General features: G+C 43.6%; 19 protein-coding genes. 5 read left to right on the top strand and 14 right to left on the bottom strand.

Annotated elements, in window-relative coordinates; all coding sequences use genetic code 11:
• Positions 1-272: 272 nt before the first annotated feature.
• The 8 genes from BTV98_RS00910 to BTV98_RS00875 form a co-directional block, all read right to left on the bottom strand.
• Complete coding sequence (locus BTV98_RS00910; RefSeq protein ID WP_058369410.1) at positions 273-1,241, bottom strand: D-alanine--D-alanine ligase; 969 nt, start codon at positions 1,239-1,241, stop codon at positions 273-275.
• Positions 1,242-1,399: 158 nt separating this feature from the next.
• Complete coding sequence (gene murC, locus BTV98_RS00905) at positions 1,400-2,839, bottom strand: UDP-N-acetylmuramate--L-alanine ligase (protein WP_058369390.1); 1,440 nt, start codon at positions 2,837-2,839, stop codon at positions 1,400-1,402.
• 99 nt (positions 2,840-2,938) lie between these two features.
• Positions 2,939-4,024 carry an undecaprenyldiphospho-muramoylpentapeptide beta-N-acetylglucosaminyltransferase gene (murG, locus tag BTV98_RS00900; protein ID WP_058369391.1) on the bottom strand — a complete coding sequence of 362 codons (1,086 nt, stop codon included), beginning with the start codon at positions 4,022-4,024 and terminating at the stop codon, positions 2,939-2,941.
• A 251-nt stretch (positions 4,025-4,275) separates the two neighbouring features.
• Positions 4,276-5,241, bottom strand: coding sequence for a glutathione synthase (gene gshB, locus BTV98_RS00895; RefSeq protein ID WP_058369392.1), 966 nt, complete (start codon positions 5,239-5,241; stop codon positions 4,276-4,278).
• A gap of 125 nt (positions 5,242-5,366) precedes the next feature.
• Complete coding sequence (pyrE, locus tag BTV98_RS00890; protein WP_058369393.1) at positions 5,367-6,095, bottom strand: orotate phosphoribosyltransferase; 729 nt, start codon at positions 6,093-6,095, stop codon at positions 5,367-5,369.
• A gap of 61 nt (positions 6,096-6,156) precedes the next feature.
• Positions 6,157-7,185 (bottom strand): hypothetical protein, encoded by a 1,029-nt coding sequence (locus tag BTV98_RS00885; protein WP_058369394.1) that lies wholly within the window; start codon positions 7,183-7,185, stop codon positions 6,157-6,159.
• Between the two features lie 132 nt (positions 7,186-7,317).
• The gene (locus tag BTV98_RS00880) at positions 7,318-8,157 is read right to left on the bottom strand and encodes an SDR family oxidoreductase (RefSeq protein ID WP_075102728.1); all 840 of its coding nucleotides are present in this window, start codon (positions 8,155-8,157) and stop codon (positions 7,318-7,320) included.
• Positions 8,158-8,231: 74 nt separating this feature from the next.
• Positions 8,232-10,337 (bottom strand): DUF4105 domain-containing protein, encoded by a 2,106-nt coding sequence (locus BTV98_RS00875; protein ID WP_082638058.1) that lies wholly within the window; start codon positions 10,335-10,337, stop codon positions 8,232-8,234.
• A 166-nt stretch (positions 10,338-10,503) separates the two neighbouring features.
• On the opposite strand from BTV98_RS00875, the gene ampD reads away from it, so the two are divergent.
• The 3 genes from ampD (at position 10,504) to BTV98_RS00860 (ending at position 13,540) form a co-directional block, all read left to right on the top strand.
• A complete protein-coding gene (gene ampD, locus BTV98_RS00870; RefSeq protein ID WP_058369395.1) occupies positions 10,504-11,097 on the top strand; it encodes a 1,6-anhydro-N-acetylmuramyl-L-alanine amidase AmpD in 594 nt (197 codons plus the stop codon).
• 140 nt (positions 11,098-11,237) lie between these two features.
• Positions 11,238-12,788 carry a murein biosynthesis integral membrane protein MurJ gene (gene murJ / locus BTV98_RS00865; protein ID WP_058369396.1) on the top strand — a complete coding sequence of 517 codons (1,551 nt, stop codon included), beginning with the start codon at positions 11,238-11,240 and terminating at the stop codon, positions 12,786-12,788.
• 119 nt (positions 12,789-12,907) lie between these two features.
• Entirely contained in the window at positions 12,908-13,540 is a 633-nt protein-coding gene (locus BTV98_RS00860) for a hypothetical protein (RefSeq protein ID WP_058369397.1), read from the top strand.
• A gap of 53 nt (positions 13,541-13,593) precedes the next feature.
• On the opposite strand, the gene BTV98_RS00855 is transcribed toward BTV98_RS00860, so the two are convergent.
• Complete coding sequence (locus tag BTV98_RS00855; protein WP_058369398.1) at positions 13,594-14,223, bottom strand: GNAT family N-acetyltransferase; 630 nt, start codon at positions 14,221-14,223, stop codon at positions 13,594-13,596.
• Positions 14,224-14,425: 202 nt separating this feature from the next.
• Between BTV98_RS00855 and ribF the strand changes: the two genes are divergently transcribed.
• Positions 14,426-15,469, top strand: a complete 1,044-nt coding sequence (gene ribF, locus BTV98_RS00850; RefSeq protein WP_058369399.1) for a riboflavin biosynthesis protein RibF — start codon at positions 14,426-14,428, stop codon at positions 15,467-15,469.
• Between the two features lie 78 nt (positions 15,470-15,547).
• On the opposite strand, the gene BTV98_RS00845 is transcribed toward ribF, so the two are convergent.
• The 4 genes from BTV98_RS00845 to BTV98_RS00830 form a co-directional block, all read right to left on the bottom strand.
• The gene (locus tag BTV98_RS00845; protein ID WP_058369400.1) at positions 15,548-15,787 is read right to left on the bottom strand and encodes a DUF2789 domain-containing protein; all 240 of its coding nucleotides are present in this window, start codon (positions 15,785-15,787) and stop codon (positions 15,548-15,550) included.
• 206 nt (positions 15,788-15,993) lie between these two features.
• Positions 15,994-16,977, bottom strand: a complete 984-nt coding sequence (locus BTV98_RS00840) for a malate dehydrogenase (RefSeq protein WP_058369401.1) — start codon at positions 16,975-16,977, stop codon at positions 15,994-15,996.
• Between the two features lie 308 nt (positions 16,978-17,285).
• Positions 17,286-17,816 (bottom strand): hypothetical protein, encoded by a 531-nt coding sequence (locus BTV98_RS00835; protein ID WP_227511781.1) that lies wholly within the window; start codon positions 17,814-17,816, stop codon positions 17,286-17,288.
• 546 nt (positions 17,817-18,362) lie between these two features.
• Entirely contained in the window at positions 18,363-20,429 is a 2,067-nt protein-coding gene (locus tag BTV98_RS00830; protein ID WP_227511782.1) for a lytic transglycosylase domain-containing protein, read from the bottom strand.
• 576 nt (positions 20,430-21,005) lie between these two features.
• Here BTV98_RS00830 and miaB point away from each other — a divergent pair.
• Complete coding sequence (gene miaB / locus BTV98_RS00825; protein WP_058369403.1) at positions 21,006-22,487, top strand: tRNA (N6-isopentenyl adenosine(37)-C2)-methylthiotransferase MiaB; 1,482 nt, start codon at positions 21,006-21,008, stop codon at positions 22,485-22,487.
• A 103-nt stretch (positions 22,488-22,590) separates the two neighbouring features.
• On the opposite strand, the gene BTV98_RS00820 is transcribed toward miaB, so the two are convergent.
• Positions 22,591-23,322, bottom strand: coding sequence for a LysE family translocator (locus tag BTV98_RS00820; RefSeq protein ID WP_058369404.1), 732 nt, complete (start codon positions 23,320-23,322; stop codon positions 22,591-22,593).
• Between the last annotated feature and the right edge of the window lie 42 nt (positions 23,323-23,364).

Genomic DNA, 23,364 nt, shown 5'->3' with positions numbered 1-23,364 from the left:
ATGCTTAAAATGAGCTAAATATCATCAACATAAGCCAATCATCACAATATTAACGTATTTTGATGGTAAACAATAGCCTAACCCATGCTGCAGCCAGTGATTTTACACAAGTTTACATGAAGCTGTGTTATAGAAGGGCTAATGATACAATATAAAGTGGCATTATATCCGTTTTGTTCAATACAGTACTAGGAATATTAATCATTTAGTTTAATAAACTGTAATAAATCTTATCTTTTATAAAACAATCCATAATGAGTAATCTCTACCAATTAAAGCGTTTGTGCCAATATATGCCAGCATAACTTGTCAAAATCCATGTCCCGAGCTTTAGCTGCCATAGGAACTAAACTGTGACTGGTCATACCAGGTACGGTATTAATTTCAAGTAGCCAAAAGTTGCCCGCTTCGTCTTGCATAGCATCAATGCGTCCCCAGCCTTTTGCGTCAACAGCACGAAATGCTGCAAGACTTAACGCTTGTAAGTGCTTCTCGTCGGCCTCACTTAAGCCGCACGGAATATAATAACTGGTATCGTTACGATTGTACTTGGCTTCAAAATCATAAAAGTTGGTAATATCAGCAGGCTCAAGACGTATCACTGGATAAGCTTCGTCATCAATAATGACAATCGTAAACTCACGTCCAGTAATCCAGCGCTCAGCCATAACCGCATCCCCGCATTGGACTGCTGTTGCGTATGCTGCAGGTAGCTCATCGAGATTATTGACTTTGGTCATACCAATACTTGAGCCTTCATGCACCGGTTTGATGATAAGCGGCAAGCCCAGCATATTGACCACTTGCTGCCAATCGGTGTCAGCCGTTAGTAATGAGAATGGCGCGGTCGACAATCCACAACCTTGCCATAACTGCTTGGTGCGTACTTTATCCATACCCAGTGCTGATGCCAAAATGCCTGAACCTGTCTGCGGAATATTGAACCACTGCAACACACCTTGTAGTAAACCATCTTCACCCCCACGACCATGTAACACATTAAACACGCGATCATACTCACGAAGCTCAGTAACGTCCTGATGTTTAGGGTCAAAATGAGTAGCATCAACGCCTTGGTTTTGTAAAGCCTGCAATACCGCTGCGCCACTGTCTAGCGATACGCTACGCTCATTGCTACTACCGCCATAAATGACGGCGACTTTACCAAACTCACTGGCATCTTTTACTTTGCTAGGAGTAATACTCAATGGTGAAGCTTGGCTTGGCTGGTTATTTTCCATACCATCTTTTTCTGCTTGCGCAGCTGCTGCTAAAGCTGACTCTGGATTAGTGATAAATGTTTTATCATCTGCACCATTGATGGTTTTATCAAAAGCATTTGAATCTTCTTGATTGTTATTGATAGTCATGAGTATAGTTTCCAAAAATCCTTTAAGACTTACTTAATATATAAATTATTAGCAGCTAAATCGATAGCAATTTGGCCGATGTTACCAGCACCTTGAGTGAGAAGCATATCATTAGCTTCTAGCAGGCGCTGCATAACAGGCGCAAGATTGTCTTTATCAACAATCGTGGGCTCAACGGCGCCGCGAAGACGAATACTACGTGCCAAGGCCTTAGTATCAGCACCTGCAATAGGACTTTCACCCGCTGAATATACGTCTAATAATAGCAACTCATCCACGCTTGAAAGCACTTCAACGAAATCATCAAAGCAATCACGCGTACGGCTATAACGATGCGGCTGAAACAGCATCACTAAACGACGATCAGGGAAACTTTGACGCGCAGCTTTAATAGTGGCATCGACTTCTTTTGGATGATGACCATAATCATCAATCAGTAATACATCTCCGCCATCGATGGTGACAGAGGCATGCTGCTCAAAGCGGCGACCGACACCTTCAAACTTCTGTAGAGCACGCTCAATAGCTTCATCGTCTACGCCTTCATCTGTCGCCATCGTGATAGCAGCAAGGGCATTGTAGACATTATGAATCCCAGGAATATTTAGAGTCAGACGCAATGGTTCGCGGTCACGGCGTAGAACGGTAAAATGAGTCTTAGTGCCTTCACTAACCACATCGACTGCTTGTACATCGTTGAAAGGCTCGAGACCAAAAGTCAGCACGGGACGGCCAATATCATCAATCATCGCATACAGCTCTGGATCATCACCGCACACCACAGCCAAGCCATAAAACGGCATGTTTTGTAAAAACTGAATGTAAGCTGCCTTTAATTTATCAAAGCTGTTTTCATAGGTTTCCATATGGTCTTGGTCGATATTGGTGACAATCGCCGCCATCGGATGCAAAGACAAAAACGACGCATCCGACTCATCTGCTTCAGCAACCAAATAACGACTACTACCAAGCGCGGCATTTTTACCAGAGGCATTGAGCTTCCCGCCAATCACGTAGGTAGGATCGAGCTGCCCTTCTGCCATCATGGTAGTTAGCAAACTGGTCGTTGTGGTCTTGCCATGCGCGCCCGCAACCGCAATGCCATGACGATAACGCATTAACTCGCCAAGCATATCAGCGCGGCGTACCACTGGTAGACGCGCCTCTAGTGCAGCTTTTACTTCAGGGTTGCTACGATCAATCGCTGAAGATACAACGATGACATCTGCATTGGCAATATTTTTAGAATCATGACCAATTGATATATTAATTCCAATCTGCTGTAGACGTCGAGTAATCATGCTATCAGCGATATCAGAGCCACTAACTTGATAGCCTTGATTGTTCATAACCTCAGCGATACCGCACATACCTGAACCGCCAATACCAATAAAATGCAAATGCTGAATACGGCGCATTTCTGGTATTTCAATCAAACGCTTGGGTAGAGCTTTCGCAGAGGTAGACATAAGGAGTTCTCTTTATTAAAGACTAATAAAATTCAGTGAATTAAAATAAGGGGCTATAAAAATAATCAGTCGTAAATTTGCTGATTGCTGCAGTAGAATCTATAGCGTCTGCCAAATAATATCAGCAACTTGGCTAGTAGCGCCACGATTAGCAAGAGCGTGGCCTTTTTTTGCCATCTCTAAGCAAGTGCGACGCTCAAGCGCTGCAAGTTCATCGCTCAAACGTTGCGGTGTCAGCTCAGACTGCGGTAACAGAATAGCAGCATCGTGTGACGTCAAGGTTCGCGCATTAGCCGTTTGATGATCATCTACCGCATGCGGTAGTGGCACAAAAATCGCGGCAATACCGACGTTTTGAATTTCAGTAACTGTCAACGCGCCAGCTCGGCAAACGATAACATCTGCCCAATTATAAGCCGCGGCCATATCGTCAATAAACGGCTGCACGGTAAACTTATGAACGCTTAAATCCTTGCTATCATAAGCTGCTTTTGTAGCCGTCTCATTGTTACGCCCACATTGATGATGCACCTCAAAAGGACGGTCTATTAATGAGAGTGCTTTAGGTACGGTATCGTTTAATACTTGCGCGCCCAATGAGCCACCAACGACTAATAGCTTTAAAGGTGAATGATCACTGTTATCGTAGCGCTTAATCGGTTCAGCGACACCCGAGATAGCATTACGTACTGGATTACCTACGGTTTCAAGCTTTGCATCTTTCTGACTGTTGGCAAATGTATTTTCAAACGCTTGTAGTACTTTAGACGCAATTTTAGCCAAATAACGATTGCTCATACCAGCGATGGCATTTTGCTCATGAATAATTAACGGCGTATTGGTCATACGCGCTGCAATGCCACCAGGCGCGGTTACGTAACCACCAAAGCCCACCACCATATCAATCCGATTACTACGGATAATTTTGACTGCAGCCATCGTCGCTGATAGCAAGGTAAAAGGTAACTTGGCTAAGCGCGTGATACCTTTACCGCGTAATCCCTGCATTGCGATAGGATGGAAGGAATAACCAGTCGGCTCAACTAGACCATTTTCCATGCCAGTTGGCGTACCTAGCCAGTGTATAATGGCACCGCGTTGGGTCAATTCCTCAGCAACTGCCAGCGCTGGGAATACATGGCCACCGGTACCAGCGGCCATCATCAGTATATGCGGTGTCTTCATTAACGCCTGCCTTTCTTATCTGTACTAAAATGAATATTAAGTAATAGCCACTGATATATTAACAAAAGCTTTTTAATCTAAAAGCTCACATACTAAAGCCCGCATAGTATAGAGGAATCTATGCTTATTTATATAGCACTTTATCGCTTAAATAACGGGTTGAAACACTTTAATGCCAAACAATAAAAATGAGAGTTATCAAAAAATTAATAACTTCTCAGCTCCAAAATACAATCCTTAAAATATAACCCTTAACAACGAGCTTCTATCGCTATCATAAAGTCTGTCGCAATATCAGTACCGCATTGATCATCAATCTCGCGTACACAAGTCGGACTGGTGACGTTAATCTCGGTAATACGGCCACCGATTAGATCTAAACCGACGAACATGAGGCCTTTTTCTTTGACAATTGGAGCGACCACTTCTGCCACTTGGCGTTCAATATCCGTGAGCGGCATGGCCACACCGCTACCACCTGCAGCTAGATTACCACGGGTCTCGCCTTTGGTAGGAATACGGGCCAAGCTGTAATCGACCACTACCCCATCGACGATTAACACACGCTTATCACCCTCGACAATCTCTGGTAAATAACGCTGTGCCATAATTGGCAAGGTCTCAAGCTCAGTCAATATTTCTAGCGTCACCCCGATATTTGGGCTATCAGCAGTCAGGCGAAAAATACCTGTGCCACCCATGCCATCTAACGGCTTAACGATGACATCTTGTTGCTCAGTGATAAATTTGCGAATATGCGCTTGTTTGCTGGTCACAATCGTTGGACTCATATAATCACTAAACCAAGTCGCAAATAACTTCTCATTACAGTCGCGAATCGCTTGTGGGTCATTGACCACCAACACGCCTGCCGCTTTGGCATGATCAAGCATATAGGTCGTATAAACAAAACGCATGTCAAACGGTGGATCTTTACGCATCAAAATCACGTTATAGTCGCTGACTGGACCTGTCACCTTATCACCTAACGTATAGAAATTTTCAGGATCACGCTTTACCGTTACTGGCTGCGTATCGACCATCAACTGCCCACGATCCAACCAAAGATCATGAATCTGACAATAGCCAAGCGTGTGACCACGATCTTGAGCGGCCCACATCATTGCTAAAGTGGTGTCTTTTTTATAGTTAATCTGCTCAATAGGATCCATGATGACGAGTATTTTTAAAGATTTTTTTTGATTTTCTTGGCTCATGATAAGGCTCACTTACGTTATATTATGAATAGGCAGTTATCGAAATTTATAAGCGCTGATTTATAGGCACATATTTACAAACACATGAAAGCTAAAAAACGTTAATAATAACCGCCTTTGACTGACTATACGCCGTACTGCTCACGGTAATGCTGCATTTTTGCGAGTTGGGTGGCGTCTTTATGCTGGCCGTTTTGTGCACCATGGTCGTCTGCCAAATAGCTGATTAAATCATCAATGTTGACAAGCGCACGTACTGGTACCTCTAGCGTTGCAGCCAACTCTTGAATAGCAGAGTGCTCGCCTTGGCCTTTTTCTTTACGATCAAGTGCTACAATAATACCCGCAACGCTTGCGCCCGATTGCTCTAATATCTCCACCACTTCGCGCATCGCCGTGCCCGCCGTAATAACATCATCAAGTACCCAGACAGTCTTGCCACTGACATCAGCACCTACTAAGTTACCACCTTCACCGTGAGTTTTGGCTTCTTTACGGTTATAACCCCATTTGGCATTAATGCCATGATGCAACCATAACGCTTGCGCTGTTGCGGCAACGAATGGAATACCTTTATAAGCCGCACCAAAAATGACCAGCTCTTTCACATCTGTGCCGTTATTGCTAGCCATCTCTGCGGCCAAAGCATCGGCATAACCACGCGCTAGTAACGATAACATCTCACCTGTCGCTAGCAGACCAGCATTAAAGAAATAAGGACTGATGCGGCCAGACTTAAGCACAAACTCACCAAACTTTAGGACTTGATTATCTAAAGCCAACTGGATGAATTGATGAGATGAGAAAGAGGCATTTTGGACATGTTGAGCATCGGACACTGAAGCATTGAGCATTATGTTATTCCTATCAGCAAAATAAAGGACAAAAAATTTGCATTATTGTACGCATTATTGATCAGCTTGACCAACCATTGATGTCGTAATCCTGCATATTAGGATAACGAGTTAGTAGGCCACTACGCGATGAGAGATTAAAATAACACTGACCATCATGGCTCACTTGTATATCCCAACCTAAGTGGTAAGCCGCAACAATAATATGTCCTGCAAATAGTCGAATCTGACGATACTGATAACGCTGTGCTGGTTCAAGATCAAGCTGGCTGAGCAAATAACTACGGATATGCTGACAGATTTGCGCCGCGCTATAGCTATGATTGATAGTTTTGCGTGTACGACACTGCTTTAGCGCATGGACTGCGACGCTACAGGCCATAATGTCTGTCGCCAAACTGCCTTCACCTGTCTCAAACTGCTGCGGCTGCAAAATCACTTGCCAGTCATCGGCATAAAGGCTATTGAGTAACTCATCAGGATTATAACGTTTGGTCAACGCACGAAACGAGGCTGAAGACGTTTTAGTATCATCGTTATTATTGGAGACATTGTTATTAGAGCAACCATCATTTTCATTGGTTTTTACCGGGTTATCAGCAGGCGCAAAACCATAACGATTCAGTTTTGGATAAGCTCGAAGCGTTTGATGGACATCTGACATATCTAATAACGTCATGTCGCTTAGCGGTAACAGTAGTGGCTGCTCGCTATGATTTTGATAAAAATTATCAGGAAATTCAACAAGCTTTGCCGCATTTAGTAATGATAAATGCTCAGCCAGTGCTTCTGATGCAATCAGCTTCCATTTTGATAAGCTGTCATCACAAGGCTGATAGAACCGCGCCGAGCTTCCATAGAGTCGGTGCAATTGACCGTTTAAGCGTCGAGCAGGCTCTGGAATATCACTCAAAGGCCGCGCAGGATCAAGTGGCGATTGACTCGGATCAAAGTTTGGGTGCACGATTGCAGGCTGCTTGCTATCGGGCAACGTAGATGACATCTCAGAATTGCCTTCTGGCAGCTTATCGCCTATTGCTGCAAGTTCGGCACTGGGTAAGCGATTATCAGAAGTAGAAGGCTGGGTCATGTAATCTCCATAAATGATAAAAAACAATAAGCGCGAAATATAGTTAACCTACTTTAAAATAGGTACAGCACTACTGGTATTAATTTTCCTTGCGTGCCAGTTTTATTTAAGATTGACTATAGTACGGATATTTTACGCTTGATGGCGCAAAATATCACGGTAGCCTACTTGCCAGTCAGGATAATCGAGCCACGCTAACGGAATGTTGCTATGTAAGCGTTTCCCAGTAACAGCGGTTTTTTTATCATCTATTGTAGGAGGTACCTCTCTCACTTGCTCACTGAGCCAGACACCAAGCTCAAAAGTCGTGACTGGCGCATAGTCAGTAGCTATATAAAGCGGTTTTGGCGCAGCAATGGTCAAGACCTTGGCGATAATATTGATCAAGTCACGATCCATAATACGATTGCTCCAGTGCGTCGCTGCCACTGGCTCTTTTTGTGGTTCGCGGGCTTTACGCAGTCGCATGAGACGCTCGCGTCCGTAAATTCCGCTCGGACGAATAATAATAGTGCGATTACCAAAACCTTGTTGTAGCGTCTTTTCTGCTTGCAAAATAATCTGAGAGGCTTTGCGCTCAGGTATGGTCGGCACAGTATCTTCGTCTATCCATTCGCCATTATCTTGCCCATAAACGCCTGTTGAGGAAATAAAAACGACACGCGAAAGGTTTGGCAACTGATTGGCCAGTGCGGCTAAATGCTGAGCAATCGCCAAATAGCTGTTTTGATAGCCGCTGGCTGAATAATCATCAGGCGTGACGATAATCGCCATATGCGTAAAGTCTTGCAGCTCATCAGCGCTAAGTGTCAACGCATCCGCCTGCATAAACGTTGCATCATTATGCAGATCATAATGCTCGCGTTTTCTGCGCGCAAGACCTGTGACCAATAAACCATCCTGAGCAAACTTATTAGTGACTGGCAGACCGATATCACCTTGTCCGATAATCAGTAGATTTTGCGTACTCATAATGCATCCTTTGGTTGGCTATTTTTTGTCACGGTTTTTGGCGTATCTGTCGAGTATGACTGTTATAACAGCGATTAAAAATAACGTCTATATGACAGCTGTACATCGTCATTGGCAACGACACGATCTTGCCAATCGTAGTTGGCATTGATGCGTAATGCTTGTTTTTTATCGATATCGTATTGCAGACCTAAGCTTGAGATTGGCTGCCAATAATGACCACGAACGTTAGAGTCGTCGCTGCTGCCATGATACCAATATGGCAATTGCAATTGGGCCTGCGCGCGTAACTGATTGTTAATCTGATAACGGCAGCCAGCATTTACCCCAGCACCGACACGAAAGCCTTTATGGATGCCGCGGCCTGCTTGCCCCTTGCCTGATAATAGCGCATAACATAGCTGCGGTGGCATTTCACCAGTATCTGATTTTGGTGTCCCAAGCGCCCACGACCAGCCCGTCTCATAGCCGACGCTCCCGACTAAATGGTCGCGTCCTGCTTCTTGCGATCCATCATTTACGCGTGTCGCCTCGATACTTGCGCCCCACGTCTTGCCTTGCTTGGCGGTATTGACAGGATTAAAAGATCGGCCTCGCAGTATTGTAAAATTCTCTAACACCATACGATCCGGCTCATGGTCTTTGCTGCTGTCCGTCTCATAAAAACGCACTGTCGTGGCCAGCGCTTCTAAATTAAAAAACTGAGGAAATCCTGAAGCGCGATCAAGGGTGTCATGAAACCCCAAACGTAATCCCACATCAAAGTAGCCATTGTCGCCGCGTTGACCTACGCCAATCTGAGCCACTTGTAATAGATGCCTATCGATTGGGTTGTTGTCCGAGGCTATAATACCGTGATCTATAATGGTTTTTGGCGTAGAGTCGCCAGCAGATATACTCGATGCCAAATTGCGCTCTGCTGATTTAATATTATCCGCGTCATCTTTGGTTAATTGTTGATAACCAAGCGCGGCCGCGGCTCTGGCTTTATTCAGCTCAGCTTGACGCACCGTACTGTCAGACGGTGTATAGCGTGCATCTGCTAATAGAGATTCGTCGTTAAGCAGCTTCACTACATCAGAGGGTATGACCACATAAGGCAGTTGGTTGAGCAAATCCTGCTCAGGACGCACAACATCAATCAGACGCAGAATCTCAGAGGCGCAGTTGTCTGTAGTAAAATAATAGGGTATGTCTAAATCTTTGGTTTCCCACACATGCAGGATAATTTGCTGCACCTCTGCGGGTGTCAAATCTAACTGATAAGTCCACGCGTCGCGCTCATCGTTTTTAAGATACTTGGCCAGCTTTTCTGGATAAGGGTCAATCTCAATTCTATTGTTATAACCACCTGTGGTTGACTTAATAGCATAAACGGCAAAAGCATCGTCAGGATTGCCATCGACGGTGTCATTGAGCGCGTAAGCATGATGAATTTGGCTAGGATCTGCCGCGCTTACTGGCGAGTCAATACGCAGCAAGGTATGAGCAAAAGCGGAGATGGGATTGTCCAAATACTCCTCAGCAAACATAATCGACAGCTGCTCGGGGTTCAGCATAGCCATCCACTCTTTAAGCTCTGGACAGTCCGCTTGCAAGCGCGAACTATCAATGCCTAAAGTCTCAGTCAGCCACTGCGTACGCGCGGGAAAACGGCAAACGGCTGAATTGTTGCTAGGCGCTGTCATTTGATTGCTCAACGCTACGAGCATCGCATCCAGCTCAGCATCTGCATCATACAGGCCATCAGCACTGAGAAAAAACGTTGGGTTGTCGATGAGGCTCTTGGACGCACCTTTATTAAAGAGCGATTTTTTATCATCCAAAAAGTACAATAACCGTCGCCACGTTGTATGCTCAGACAGATTTTGCGCTTGTACTTGCTTACGCCATTTTACTAGCAACGGTTCAGCTACACTGCTTTGAGTATTCTGTATGTTGTCGACCTTATTATCTGCCATAGTCTGTCTAGTTTTGGCAGTTGCATCGGTCATAGCTGCGCTTGTTGCCAAATCACCCGTCGTTACTAATGATACTGGCGTTGGCAAAAAAGCCTGCGCTTGTGCAGAGAGTAGCAGCCCTGCAATAACAAGTGGCAAACATGCCCGATGACTGCAAGCTCGCAGGCTAATAGTGCCTAGGGTACAATCTACAGATATAAAAGTCGGCTTTATAGACATGAGGTAAAATCTCGCGCGTTATTATTTTATAAAAGCTATCGTCAATTTAATTTAGAAGCGTGATAAAGCAATCAAGTGCAGGTATATAGGTCATACTGCAAGATTGACGCATTAACACTTTTATAATGCATTGACGATATTAAAATCATTATACAAAGAGAACATTATGCCAAGCTCAATCACGCCATCGTCAATGACTATTAACGGGGGTTTATTATCGGCAGCCACTTGGCTTGCGTCACCCAATTTTAATAAACGACCTGACAATACGACTATTGATACTATCGTCATTCATAATATTAGCCTACCACCCAATGAGTTTGGCGCGCGCGGCACTGATGGCGTGCATTATGTAAAAGCATTATTTACCAATCAATTAGACTGGGATGCGCATCCTTATTTTCAAACCATTAAAGGCGCAGAAGTTTCAGCGCACCTATTTATCGAACGTGATGGCACTATTACTCAATTTGTCAATTTTAACGATCGTGCGTGGCATGCAGGCAGATCCAGCTACCTTGGCCGACCTGAATGTAACGATTATAGCATTGGCATCGAGCTTGAAGGGTCTGATTTTGTGTCCTTTACTACCTCTCAATACGACACGCTTGCAGCAGTAATCGTCGCTCTATATGCTGCCTATCCTAAAACCTGCCGTCACCTAACTGGACACAGCGATATCGCCCCAGGACGTAAGACCGATCCTGGTGACTATTTTGAATGGACAAAGTTGCGTAGGTTAGTAGCCGAACAACTATAGAAGTAACATTTATCATTTCCACATCCAATTCATTTATCTATGCTATAGATATGCCATGAAAGTGCTATAATCCGTCAGTTTTTTGACAATAGTAAATCAGCAAACGACCATTAGTAAACAATTTGGCAAAATAGGTTCTCATGGCAAAAAGTCGGTTATTTCGTTCAACCATGGTGGTCAGTAGCATGACCATGCTGTCGCGTATTTTAGGTTTGGTACGCGATATTGTGTTATTAGGCGTGTTTGGCGCAGGTGGCCTGATGGATGCCTTTTTGGTCGCCTTCAAGATACCGAACTTTTTGCGGCGTCTATTTGCAGAAGGCGCGTTTAGCCAAGCTTTCGTTCCTGTACTGTCCGAATATAAAGAAAAATACAGTCTGCAACAGGTACAGATACTGGTCAGCCGCACCTCAGGGGCGCTGTTGCTGGTGCTATCCATGCTGACGGTGGTGGTGATTTTAATCGCACCTTGGGTGGTGACATTATTTGCGCCCGGATTTGCCGATCAGCCCGATAAATTTGCCATTACCGCTGAGCTGCTACGTCTTACCTTCCCTTACTTACTGTTTATTTCTATGACCGCTTTTGCTAGTGGTATTTTGCAAAGTTATGGGCGTTTTGCTGCACCGGCTTTTGCACCAGTATTATTGAACTTGTGCATGATTGGCGGCGCACTGATTTTCGCCCCTATGTTTGATACGCCGATTATGGCGCTCGGCTATGCTGTCGCTATCGCTGGTTTGCTACAGTTTCTGATACAGTTGCCGCAGCTATGGCAACAAAAACTGCTGGTCGCACCCAAAGTTGATTTTGGCCACGAAGGCGTCAAACGCATTTTAAAGCTGATGCTCCCCGCTATCTTTGGCGTCTCTGTCACTCAGATTAATCTACTGCTCAATACCGTATTTGCTTCTCTTATGATAGGCGGTTCAGTCTCTTGGCTCTATGCAGCCGAGCGTATGAGCGAGCTCCCACTAGGATTAATCGGTGTCGCTATCGGTACGGTGATTTTGCCAAGCCTATCAAAGAGCGAAGCACAAAAAGACGATGTTAGCTTTAAAAAGACCATCGATTGGGCAGCACGATTGATTATCTTAGTTGGTGTACCAGCATCGGCAGCGCTATTCATACTCGCAGATGCACTCATGCAAGCACTATTTTTACGCGGTGAATTTACCTTACGTGACTCACAGATGAGTGCACTGGCACTACGTAGTATGGCGGGCGGTATTTTAGGCTTTATGCTGATTAAAATATTTGCACCAGCGTTTTTTGCCCGTCAAGATACCAGAACACCGGTAAAAATCGGTATCATATCCGTTTTTGCCAATATGGTTTTTAGTGTCATTTTTATCGGCATATTCTATCTATTTGATATGCCGCTGCATGGCGGCTTGGCATTAGCAACGACGGGTGCAGCCTTTGTAAACGCAGGCTTGTTGTATTACTTCTTGCATAAGCGTGAGATATATCGTTTTGGTAGTCACTGGAAAAAGCTGTTTGCTCAGTTTGCGATTGCTACAAGTGCTATGGTTGCCGTACTTTATGTTATGCTGCCCTACTTTCCAACTGATGACGCTCAATGGCGACGTATAGCAGCTTTGCTCATTATGTGTACGATTGGCGCGCTGGTATACGGCGCAGTATTATTAGCCACAGGCTTTCGTCCTCGCCAGCTCAAACATGGATAAAATTGGATAAAGCGTTGACTTACGAAACCAAAACAAGCTTATTATGAGAATTGACAGTGAAGGATGCTGATAGTTGCCATAATTGCTCTTTAATGAATAAATGGATATTGAGGACTATTATGAAAACTAAAAATTCAACGTTACAATTTTCACGACCTACACTGTTACGCTTGCCAACCATACTAACTATTGGCATACTCAGCACTGGATTGCTTTTAAGTGGTTGCAGTAATAATGATAATGCAGAAACAAAGACAGCTGCTAATAATACTGAAGATGCCGCAGCTGTTGTTGACACATCTGCGGAAGACGTAGAATTAACTAATGCTGATAATGCTATTGAAAGTGAGCAGATAGCAAGTAGCGCTAAAGAGGAAACTGCTATTGATAGTGACAATGTCAATCCTGTCACCGCCTCTGCCAAGCAAAAAAGCTTAGTCACCAATCCAACCGAAGTTGGTACGCCAGAAGATGCTGTGAAGCAAGCCTTAGACAGTTTGTATGAGGGTGATATAAAGCAAGCTGCTTCTTATTACAAAGTAGATATGGCAAATTTTGAAGAAGAGCTGGCCAATACGCAGTCTGCTTTTCAGCAAACTGTCGATGGCGTTACTATTACTGATACCAAATATAATGATGACAAAACGCGTGCCACTATCATAGGCGAGCTGATGCTAAAAGACCAAAGTGAGCCTGCGCCATTGACATATGAGCTACAAAAAATAAAGGGTCAATGGAAGATTTTAGGTTAATACCTTTAAGTACTTTGGTTTAACAACAACTTTTTTGGACAGTGGTCTTTTGTCTACGTTTTATCGCTATTTGTTTCATTCGCTGCTACTGCTTTACCAAGCATCACGACATCAGCGATAAACCCTTGCATATCACATACTTTTGGCATATAGCCCCATTGCTCAAAACCAAGCTTACTGAATAATCCTAAGCTTGGTTTATTATGGGCAAAGATAAGCGCCACAATATTTTGAATACCAAGATTTGGCGCTTGCGCCAGCATCCAACGAGTTAGTAAGCTGCCCAAACCTTTTCCATGATAATCATGATGCAGGTAGATACTGATCTCAGTGCTAATATGGTAAGCCGTACGAGCATATAAGTCACTAAAGCTGCCCCATGCTACGATTGGCGATTTGGTTTGAGCGCCAATCTCATTAACGTTAGCTGTCGAACTAGCCGCTGCTCTAACCACATAAATGGGACGTGTTGGGCTGTCTAGATGTTCATTAAACCAACTCGCCCGCTCTTCACAAGTCACTGGTGTCAGATTTGCCGTGGCTTGTTTGCCGGCGATGCTTTGATTATAAATTACTAAAACCTCTGGTAGATCCTCTTTGTTGGCAAGATGCACAATAAACTGATCATCAAGATTGTGTATTAATAAGTTAGGCGGTATAGCGTTCAAAGCGATGTTAGTCATAGAGTCTCCCTAGCGAATGACACAATTAATAATAAGGCGATGTAAGGCTTTTATAGTAGATTGACTATACTTGTATTATCCGCAGACTATAGATGTTAGTGTGGCTATTTTACTTTATAATGGCTTGTTTTAGACACTCTGATTTTTTGTACAGATGTGTTTTTTGTTTTTTATTTGGTCTTATCTATCATAGCTGAAATTTATGAACACCTATTTTCTTGAGCAACTGATTGCCTCGCCAAGCACTTTGCCTACAAATACCAGCCCTGTAGATTTGGCACCTTGTGTGCTCACTATTGGCAACTTCGATGGTGTACATTTAGGTCATCAAGCCATGCTAGCGCAAGTGCGTGACATCGCTAACATGCAAAACCTTCACTCTGCCGTCATGATATTTGAACCCCAACCGCGTGAGTTTTTTGCACCAGCCACGGCTCCTGCACGCTTGACCAATTTAGCAGAAAAGCAAGCCTTGCTAGCAGAAAACGGCGTCGAGACTTTAATCGTAGCAAGCTTTGATGATGAGTTTCGTTCGCTATCAGCGCAAGCGTTCGCTGATCTGTTAGCGCTGCGTCTAAACGTCAAAGCATTGGTATTGGGTGATGACTTTAAATTTGGTCATGATCGTACAGGTGACAGTCAGTTTTTACGAGATTATGGCTTAGATGTGACCAATCTACACACTGTCACAGATGATAGCAGTGCAGCGGTACGCATCAGCTCCACTCGCGTTCGCGATTTGCTGTTGGCAGGTGATATTGAGTCAGCCAATATTTTACTTGGTCGCGACTATACTATGACAGGATTGGTCGTTAATGGAGATAAAATCGGTCGAACGATGGACTTTCCTACCGCTAATATAGATTTGGATCGTTTAAAGCCTGCTCTTCATGGGATTTTTGCTGTTGATGTGGTCAGCCTCGATGATACGGGAGAAGTAATACCCCACGGCTTGACAGAGCTGGCTACTGGTGAAAAAGCAGGTGTGGTAGGCCTACGTCCGCATAGCCTGTTTGGGACTGCAAATATTGGCATCCGACCGTCTGTTGATAAAGCTCATAACTGGCGCTTAGAAGTACATTTTCCAGAGTTTCAAGGTGATTTATATGGTCTGACCTTACAAGTACGCTTTTTGCACTTTTTGCATGGCGAACGACGTTACGAGGGTTTAGAAGCACTCAAAGTAGGTATTCATCAAGATGTTAGAGACTTACTTGAATGGCGAGAACATCAACAAATAAGTTGAAGTGTGTCTTTTGTCTATAAGTAAAAACCCACAACCTGGAAGGCTGTGGGTTTTTATTTTAATCAATCTGTTGTTTTTCTAAGCATCCGGATGCAAGCGTACGTTTAATTCGTCAATAGTCTCAACCCAAGCTGCATCTTTGAACCATTCTTCTTTTAAAAAAGCTCGCTGATTGTCATTCCAAATATGAGCATCGATTAGCTCTTCGTCTTTTGCTAATTTGTTTTTTTCAATAAACTGATCAATCGCTTCATCAGAGCTATCCAGCCCTAACTGAGCAAATAATTCATTCATACTATATTCAGGTTCACCCAACATACCGTCACTCCTTAAATGATGCAAGTTTGATTGTACTTATTATTTCATCGAACGCATTTATTGTAGCAAGCTTTTTTTTATTCGCTGTTAATCAACGTTTATCTAACGTTATCAATTGTATTAATACATGCTTAAGGCATAAAAAAGCCCTCTGTATAAGAGGGCTTTTAAATTACACTACATAATAACGTCAGCCAATTGACAACTTATGGTAGTAGGTGTGCTACTGCATCACGCTCTTCGCTTAGCTCTTGCTCAGTCGCTGCCATCTTCTCTTTTGAGAATTCTGATGATACATCAACGCCGTCTACGATAGACCAATCACCATTGCTACAAGTGCAAGGGAAAGAGTAAATCAAACCTTCAGCAATACCGTACTCGCCGTTTGAGTAAACACCCATTGATACCCAATCATTCTCATCAGTACCGAGGGCCCACGTACGCATATGAGCGATAGCTGCATTGGCTGCAGACGCAGCAGATGACGCACCGCGAGCTTTAATAATTGCTGCACCGCGCTGTTGTACTTCTGGGATATAAGTGTTTTCGTACCAGTCGCGATCTACTAAATCTAGCGCGGGCTTACCGTTGACCGTACAAGCAGTCAGATCTGGATACTGGGTTGATGAATGGTTGCCCCAGATAGTCATGTTTTTAATGTCATTGACTGTGCTGTCAGTCTTTTGGGCCAACTGTGCCATTGCACGGTTGTGATCTAGACGAGTCATGGCAGTAAAGTTACGTGGATCAAGATCTGGTGCATTGCGCTGAGCGATTAGCGCGTTAGTGTTGGCAGGATTACCGACGACCAATACTTTTACATCGCGGCTGGCCACTTCGTTCAATGCTTTACCTTGTGCTGAAAAGATAGCAGCGTTGGCTTCTAATAAATCTTTACGCTCCATACCTGGACCACGAGGACGTGCACCTACTAGTAGTGCGTAATCGATATCTTTGAAGGCAACATTTGCATCATCAGTTTGGACGATACCTGCCAATAATGGGAATGCACAGTCTTCTAATTCCATGACCACACCTTTTAGAGCATCAAGCGCTGGTGTGATTTCAAGCAATTGCAAAATAACTGGCTGATCTTTACCTAGCATCTCACCAGATGCAATACGAAATAGCATCGCGTAGCTGATATTACCAGCGGCACCAGTCACGGCAACACGTAAAGGCTGTTTCATAGAATACTCCCTAATTAATTATTAGATAATGTCATCATTATACAGACAGGCATGATAGATATGGACTTGCTCAATGAGGTATAGACTTGCTCAATGGTAGCGGTCACAAACCGAAAGCTAGTGTAGCACTTCATTTAGTAAACCGTCTAGGGACAACGGGGTGCTTACTGATGTCTATATTGTTACATTTTATACATACAAAAGTTTGTCAGCAAAAAGAACTGTAAAAGTTGAAAACTGCTTTGATTGGTTTTTTATCGCTATACTTTATGAGCTTTGTACTTATCATTAGTACGATTTAGTAGTGGCTACTTACCACCTGAAATAATAAAGTTACTGCCGCAACTATTTATTACTTCGTTACATTTACCAAACTGGCCACCGTCATAACAGACGTGTATATCAGTTAGTATAGATTGACGACGTCTACCTGCCTGACAAATTAAGTCAATACCAGTAGCGGACATACCATTATTTAGGCGTAGCATTTGTCCGATAAAACGAGACTTTGAAACCGTATAACTATTACCTGTATTCAATTCGCTGGGTAGCTTTAAAGCGCCTGCATAATTGGTAATTTGACGGAAATAGCTGCTGGCGCTAAGCGGACTACAAGCACCATGATGTTGCCATGCTTGGCTACGTACAGTTGTGTCTGGCATGATACGGTTAACGACTTTTAGCTGCAATGGCGTTAAACGCGGCTCACTACCGCGTCCACAGCGCTCACCGTAGCCCATATCTAACCCAGATACTGTCAAAGAGTAACCTTCTAAACATTGGCGCATACGGGCCCGTGAAGGTTGTAGGTTGCACAGCGCTGGCGTCATCTCAATCATTAATACCCTTTGGCCAGATTGAACCGCATTTGCTGCCTGTGCCGGTAGTAAAAATAAGCCTTGTAGTAATATTAGACCTATAATATTTAAGGTTGAATAATATCTGTTATTAAAGCTGTGGTTCTCATACTTGTCCAACCAATACTTTTGTACCCCATCCCTTTTTATATGACTTCGCCGTAATTTAGCTATTGAAACAAATACCCGCACAAACTGGCGCGCACACTTTTGAGCAGATAACTGAAATCTGGTGGATGTATGCGCAGGCCGATTGGGGTCATTATTTATCATATATATAAAAATACTCAATAGTTATTAAACATGAACAGCAGCATTTAGGCAACATCATACAGTAAAATGCAGCTAAGTTCTGAACGTAAAATGCTAATAATTTAAGCAACGGTTCTGAATAAACCGTTTAGTAAAACTTTGTAAAGAATGACGACTATAATCAAGGTAGTAAAGTATATTTACGTTGTCTTTACTACCCTATACAAAATCTAATCTCACACTACTAATATAAAAAATGTTGGATAACTGTCAAATCTAAAATGCTGCTGGAACGGTACCCATACGCTCACTAATTGGCTTAGTACGACCTAGCAAGCTACTATAAACAGTCGCGTTCTCCATTACGTGTTTTACATAATTGCGGGTCTCAGGATAGGCTATCGATTCGACATACTGATCTGCGGCAAGTGGCCCATAAGTAGGTTGCCAGCGTTTGGCATTGTTAGGGCCAGCGTTGTAACCTGCCGTTGCCAGTACAGGCTGATAGTTCAGCTTACCTAAGATATCACTCATATACCATGTACCATAGCGGATATTAGTGTCTCCACTATTGGCGCGGCTGGCACTATACGACTCACCTAGATTACGTGCGATATATTTTGCTGTGTCTGGCATAATTTGCATAAGGCCACTAGCACCAACGTTAGAACGTGCTGACGTTACAAAGCGACTCTCTTGACGCATAATGCCATAAGCCCACGCCGGATCAATACCGGCTGATTGACTATAACGTACTACTGCATCTTGATGTGGCATTGGATGCGATAGCGCCAAGCTGTTTACTCTCTCAGTATTATCGGCTGCATAGATAGCTCGATCAAGCCAGCCCATATCATGGGCTTGACGAGCCGCTGCAATAATTAAGCCATCATCACGATTATCACGTGCCTGCTTTACCGCCCAGTTCCATTCGCGGTTGGCGTAGGCACGGCTAGCATCAGCATTATATAAAGCGAAAGCGCGTGCAAAATGCTGGTCTTGTAGAACACGAGCCTTATCAGCAGTACTTACGTTCGGCAAGTTGCCACCACCTAGACTACTAGTATCGAAGCGCTGTCCAACTTTATCTTTAGCCATCAAACCATAATAATCATTACTTTTGGCCAAGTGTTGATACATTTTCTTAGCCGTATTACGCTTGCTGCTGTCATTTGATTGTTCGTATGCGCGTGCTAGCCAATACTGCCACTGATTGAGTTTTTGAGTTTCAGCATCCATCTGCGAAATAGATTCGATCACATCATCCCAACGACTAAAACGAATAGCTGCTTTAGCATAATCTTCAGCTTCTTCAAAGTTAAAGTCATCGTCTAAGCTGTTGCGAAACCAGTCGATCGCCTCAGCGCCAAAACCATCATCAGTGGTATGGTTCATACGCTCTACCCCTAAAATACGATAAGCGTAGCGCCGTGTATCATCATTCAATAACTTGGCTGAACGCTGATTGTCTTGTTTTATATCAAAATCTAACTGCAGAGCAGCTTCACGGTATGACTTTTCAGCGAGTCGTCCTATGGCATATAGATATAAATACTGATTGGTTTGGTTGTTTGGCTGCATGCCAAAGCGACCAAAATAAGCACTTGGATTAAGCTGAATCTCACTTAATGTAGAATAAGGAATCGGCGTACCAAGACGTGATGATAACGCCATGATATCGCCTGTCTTACCTTTACGTAACATGCGTTTGAGACGGGCGGCACGGTCTTGATTACTAATAAGTGTATTATTGTTAAGCTCAGTGGCAAGCTGATCACACAGTGCAGGCTGCTTAAGCGTGTTCAACCAAACATCTGACTTTTCTGCCAGCGCGCGCATCGTATCACCGCCACTATTAAAACCAAGAGCAACGGCACAGCGCTCACTACGATCGCCATTTGTCACTAAATTAGCAACTTGACGTACCGAAGCGTAGTCGCCTGAAGCAGCTTTTGTTTCGGCAAAATCAGCGACCAATTTTTCAGCCATTACCGTATTAGGATACTGACGAACGAACTGCGATACCGCAGCAGAGCTTTGCGCCTCCAAGTCCAAATTCATGCGCCAATAGGTCGGATACATGGCAAACAATCCACCACTCATCAACTGCTCGTAATTAAACAAAGCATTGATATCTCCGTGGTCTGCCGCTTGTGCAGCCAACGTAAAATAGTCCACACTATTGTCTTGCTGGTAGCTATTACCATAAGTTGTTGTGGGCTGGGCGCAGGCAACCTGTGACAACCCAGCAGCACTCATGGCAGTGACTAAGCTTAGCGCACCAATACGTAGTGATCGGGCTTGCACGCCCATAACAGTTATATGGCGTTTCGGTTTAGACATGACAAAATCGCTAGCTTGGCTGTTATTTTGAATGTGATTGGCAGCTGACTGCTTTCTCATACTTGCTCTCTTTGTGTTTTAATCATCATTTACTGCCAAGACTATCTATGTAGCTTTGGCTCTTTTATCTGCACTAATCTTTTGCTAACTTTATAAACTCAATTTCGAAATTAAAAATGCTATCTATGTTAACACTGACTATCTTTTGATTCATATAACAATAGACCTATTATTTATCAAATTGAATCAAGACCAGAACAATGTACTGTGTTTATAGCATAGTATTCATCATACTACATTCATCTGACCTTCAACCAGCGCCATTACTATTCATTAATAAATAAGAGAGTGGCGCGTAACACAGAGATGATATGACGCCAACCTTATAATATATGTTAAATGCCTATAAAACTTCTGATAAGCAATTGATAGTATTATAAATAATTTATGACAATTATGGCCAATACTATACGGTTACTTTTCACATTAGTAGATGGTTATGATAAAATACGCCACGCATTCATGGCCTATCACCGCTATGTTTTGATAATTTTTGATAATTGTGGATTTTAACTTATGAGTGTTTCTGTATTCGACCCCCGCATCATTGACGCTAGTGCTAAAACTGATGTCACTGCGCCTGCTATCAATGCACTCGTAGAGACAAATCCAGAAACTGCTTCGTCTGCTACTAAGAAAGTATTTATCACGACTCAAGGCTGTCAGATGAACGTTTATGACTCTGATAAAATGCTTGATGTGCTGGGCGACTCGCACGGCATGGTAGTGACGCAGGACATTGATGAAGCTGATGTGCTTTTAATGAATACCTGCTCAATCCGCGAAAAAGCTCAAGAAAAAGTGTTTTCAGAATTGGGTCGCTGGCGTAAATTGAAAGAGAAACGTCCAGACTTGGTTATCGGAGTCGGTGGCTGCGTGGCCTCGCAAGAAGGGGACAACATCCAAAAACGCGCCCCTTACGTTGATATGATATTTGGTCCGCAGACCCTGCACCGTCTGCCAGAACTATATGATCAATCAAGCGAGCAACGCAATATCGCTCCCAAAAATCGTATTGGCACCATTGACATCTCTTTTCCTAGCATTGAAAAGTTTGACTTTTTGCCTGAGCCCAAGGTAGAGGGTTATAAGGCCTTTGTTTCTATTATGGAGGGCTGCTCAAAGTATTGCTCATTTTGCGTCGTACCCTATACACGCGGCGAAGAGTTGTCACGGCCATTAGACGATGTATTGGCTGAGATTGACAGTTTGGCGGCGCAAGGTATTCGTGAGATCAACCTACTCGGTCAAAACGTCAATGGTTATCGCGGTGAAAAAGACGATGGCAGTATTTGCCGTTTCGCAGAGCTGCTGCATTATGTATCGCACGTCGATGGTGTCGAGCGTATTCGCTATACCACCAGCCACCCGCTAGAGTTCACTGATGATATCATTGATGCTTATGCGCAATTACCAGAGCTAGTATCGCACCTACACTTGCCTGTGCAAAGTGGCTCAAATAATATCCTCGCAGCGATGAAGCGTAACCATACGATCGATGTTTATATCAATCAGATCAATAAACTCAAGGCCATTCGTCCTGATATCTATTTGTCGAGCGACTTTATCATTGGCTTCCCTGGTGAGACCGATCAAGACTTCCAAGATACATTAAACTTGGCAAAGGAGTTAAACTTCGATCACTCTTATAGCTTTATCTATTCTAAGCGTCCAGGTACGCCAGCGGCAGAGTTGCCTGATGATGTGAGCTTTACAACCAAAAAAGAGCGCTTGGCTGAATTTCAGCAAGTCATTATAGACTCAACGCTTGCCAAAACTCATGAAATGGTCGGCACGACGACTCGCGTGTTGGTTGAACAAGTGGCAGATCGTCATCCAGATTGCCTAATCGGCACGGCAGACAATACACGTACTGTTATGTTCCCTTACGATATGGAACAAATAGATCAGCTACTTGGTAAGATTGTTAGCGTTCGCATTACTGATTTTGTGAGTCCGCATATGGTCAAAGGTGAGCTTGAGGCTGTTTTAGCCTAAATTTATTTAGTCTAAATACAAACGAGAAAAGTCGCTTACTATTCGCTAGTAAGCGACTTTTTTATGACGCAATGATAAGTTTCTAAATAACAAACGGCTTATTTTAAGCCATAAAGCTGTTCAACACTTCAGCCAATAGCGCCGCTGCAATTAGTATAAAAATCACTCCGCAACCACGATTGAGCCATACCAAGCGATTTCCAACATCGAGCCAGCTTGCAAGCTTTGTACCGCCTAGGGTATAAACGATCTGCCAGATTGTCTCACTCAAAAATAATCCTATAGTTAATACCACATATTGTGGCCACAGTGGCGCACTAAAATTAATGAACTTAGGAAAGAGCGCAGCAAAGAACAAGATGGCTTTTGGGTTAGACAGTGATACCCAAATACCAGTACGAAACAAGGTTGTGTTGCTCGGAGATATCTTAACTGCTGCACTAGATAGCGAGCGTGGTCTGGGCATATCAGGCGTAGGTTGCATAGTAGTGGGATAGTCAGCTGCCACCTCCTCACTTATCTCACGAGCATCGCTCATCAAGCTACCCTCACCAGCATCGCGCCACGAGCTGATACCCAAATAGATAAGATATGCTGCGCCGACTGCTTTAATAACCGTAAGCAACCAAGGAGACTGGCGACTGATGACATCCAATCCAAGCAATGTCGATAATAGCAGTATAAACAAACCAAGGCTTAACCCCGCCAGCGTCCAAATTGTCCGCTTGAACCCATAGTTCATCCCATACTGGAACGCTAATAACATATTGGGACCAGGGGTCGCTGAAATAAAAAACGTACTTGCAAAAAATACCGCAAACAGATGCCAAGACATCAACCAACCCCTACTCTTTTATTTAAAATAAATGGCATAAAC

This window comes from Psychrobacter sp. Cmf 22.2 (assembly GCF_001921745.1).
Lineage (GTDB): Bacteria > Pseudomonadota > Gammaproteobacteria > Pseudomonadales > Moraxellaceae > Psychrobacter.
The sequence above is the reverse complement of the archived record's forward strand: the minus strand, read 5'-3'. Positions and strand labels throughout refer to the sequence as shown.